Annotated in this window: 2 protein-coding genes; both read right to left on the bottom strand. The window is 73.5% G+C overall.

Translation table 11 applies throughout. The features are described 5' to 3' along the window. Positions 1-21: 21 nt before the first annotated feature. Entirely contained in the window at positions 22-1,785 is a 1,764-nt protein-coding gene (locus L7D48_RS27885; RefSeq protein ID WP_237883731.1) for a polyamine aminopropyltransferase, read from the bottom strand. A 202-nt stretch (positions 1,786-1,987) separates the two neighbouring features. After that, positions 1,988-2,521 carry a DUF2617 family protein gene (locus tag L7D48_RS27880; RefSeq protein ID WP_237883729.1) on the bottom strand — a complete coding sequence of 178 codons (534 nt, stop codon included), beginning with the start codon at positions 2,519-2,521 and terminating at the stop codon, positions 1,988-1,990. Positions 2,522-2,790 lie beyond the last annotated feature (269 nt).

Raw genomic sequence — 2,790 nt, 5'->3', positions numbered from 1 at the left:
CCTCCCGCCCGGACGCGTCCCTCAGTCCCGGTAGCGGGGGTGTGTCAGGGTGGAGGGCCGCAGGCCGGCGATACGGTTCTGCTCCGCACGGGCCGCGGCGCGGCGCAGATCCGCCGCGCCGAAGGCGTGCGGGGCCGGACCGCCCGGTTCGAGGGCGAGCGGCGGCGGAGCGCCGTGCGCCGCCAGCACGAAGCCCCAGTCGCCGGGCCTGTCGCCGGGCCCTTCCCGACCCTCCGCGGCCGTACCCTCGCGCCGCTGCGGACGGCCGGAGCCGGCGGTGAGGCCGGACAGCCGCCCGTCCACCGTGTAGGGGGCGGTGCGCAGGCCCGCGGTCCGCAGTGTGGTCTCCACCGTCCAGTACGTGCGGGGGCGTTCCCCGGCCGGTCCCGCGTGCACCGCCAGCCGCCCCCGCTCCGACAGCGCCCGCGCGGCCAGCCCGAAGAACTCCTGCGAGTACAGCCGGGAGCTGTCCGAGGCGCCGGGGTCGGGCAGATCCGAGACGATCACGTCGTACGCCGGCCGGCCGGAGTCCGGCCAGGAGCGCAGCCAGTCGAAGGCGTCCCCCGTCTCCACCCGCACCCGCGGGTCGTCCAGCGAACGGCGGTTGAGGCGGCCCAGCACCGGATCGGTGCGGGCCAGCTCCACCACGCCGGGGTCGAGTTCCACCACCGTCGCCGACTCCACCCCCGGGTGGCGCAGCACCTCGCGCAGGGCCAGTCCGTCGCCGCCGCCCAGGACCAGCACCCTGCCGTGCGGGCCCGCCGCCATCGCGGGATGGACCAGAGCCTCGTGGTAGCGCCGCTCGTCCCCGCCGCACACCCGCAGCCGGCCGTCGAGGAACATCCCGAAACCGGCAGGCTCGCTCCCGCCGGAGTGCCGGACGCCCTCGGTGAGCACGATCTCCTGTACGGCGGTGTTCCGCACCGTCCGCACCTCGCCGCCGTACACCGCCCGGCGGGCGGCCCGCTCGAAGGAGTCGACGACGGCGACCCCGGTGACCAGCAGGGCCACCACCAGTGCGTTGACGAGCAGCAGGGCGCGGCGCGAGCGGGGTGACAGGTCGCCGCGGAACAGCCACAGCACCAGCACGCCGCCCGCGACGGCGTTCACCGTACCGACCACCAGGGCTCCGGGGAGCGGGCCCATCAGCGGGAGGAGCAGGAAGGGGAAGGCGAGCCCGCCGACGAGGGCGCCCACGTAGTCCGCGGCGAACAGATCGGCGACCGCGCCGCCGGCGTCCTGTTTCCGGATCCGCTGGATGAGGGTCATCAGCAGCGGCATCTCGGCGCCGATGAGAACCCCGATGACCAGTGAGAAGCCGATCAGCACCGCCACCGAGCCACCGACCCAGGCGAAGTAGGCGTACAGCGCCATCGCCGAGCCTCCGCCGACCAGCGCCAGCAGTGCCTCGACGATCCCGAACCCGGCCGCGGCGCGGGTGCGCAGCCGCTTGGCGAGCAGCGATCCCAGGCCCATGGCGAAGACCATCACCGACAGCACGACGGAGGTGTGGGTGACGGAGTCGCCGGCCAGATGGGAGCCGAGGGCGACGAGTTCGAGTTCGTAGACGAGACCGCAGGCGGCGCAGACGAAGACCGCGGCGAGGACGAGGAAGCGCCCGATCCCGGGCGGCACGGGCAGCCGTGCGAGTTCCTGCTGCCGCTCCTGCTCCCGCGCCTGCGCCTGCTCCTGCGGTGGCGCCTGTGACGGGGCCCGTGGCGGCTCCTGCCGCGGCGGCGCGGGCCCCGACGCCCCCGCCGGTACGGAAGCGGGCATTTCGATCATGCCGGGAACGCTACGGGACGCCTCCCGCGAGGCTTGTCACCCACACAGGTGCAATGAACCGCACATGCGCACGAACCGACACCCCTTGATCCTGTGTGCGGCGTGTACGCCCCGGAGGGGGCGTGGAGCGCGCCAGGGGCGCACGGCGGAGCGGGAGCCTGCGGCGCGCACCCGCGTACGCCCCGAACGGGTCGCGCCGGGGTCACACGCCCACCCGCTCCGGTTCCCGCACGCGCGCCCCCACCCTGGTGTGGGTCACGACGAGCCGCCGCTCCTGCGGGTACGCGTGCCAGGTCCGCCAGTGCGTCTGGCGGCCGCGCCGCTGGACCAGCAGGGCGGTGAAGGCGTTCGGGCTGCCGGGGAAGGTGCCGGCCAGCCCGTGCGGGTGGTCCGCGACGAGTGCGAGCAACTCCTGGGCGCGCCCCGCGAAGGAGCCGTCGGAGAGCGTCTCGACACGCGCCGCGAACGCGTACTCCCAGTCGTCCATCCGCTTCGACACCCCCAGCGGCAGCGGTGTCCTGCTGCCGGGGATGCACGCCACGGTCTCCGAGCAGAAGATGCCGCCCTCGTCCGCGAGCAGCACCTGGTGTGAAGCGCCGAGAAGTCTCAGCTGGACCGCTGTTCCCTCGAGTTCGAGGTCCAGCTTCGCCAGGGCCGGCATGGGGTCGCGCCCGAGCGCCCAGGCGAGGTCACCGGCGCGGGTGTCGGTGTACGGGGTCTTGAGATCGGTGAGCATGGGTCGGCTCCGCAACGCAGTGAGGGCAGACCGGCTCGGCCCCCTGGAACAGGACCCCGAAGGGGGCAGGGATGCTGCCTGCCGCCGGCTCGCGCCCACGTGAAGTCCGGGTACATCAGTCACCGAATCACGGAATGCGCGACTCCTACAGGCTTTTTACTCACCTTCGTCTGTTTTCCATACCAGCGGGGGCCTAGCAGGTCAGATGTTCTCCCCGTTGAACTGCAACCGCCGTACGGGTGAATAGCGTCAGCCGCCTCCGCAACCCC

It is taken from the genome of Streptomyces sp. ICN903 (assembly GCF_022015835.1).
Taxonomy (GTDB): Bacteria; Actinomycetota; Actinomycetes; order Streptomycetales; family Streptomycetaceae; genus Streptomyces; species Streptomyces fenghuangensis.
The sequence above is the reverse complement of the archived record's forward strand: the minus strand, read 5'-3'. Positions and strand labels throughout refer to the sequence as shown.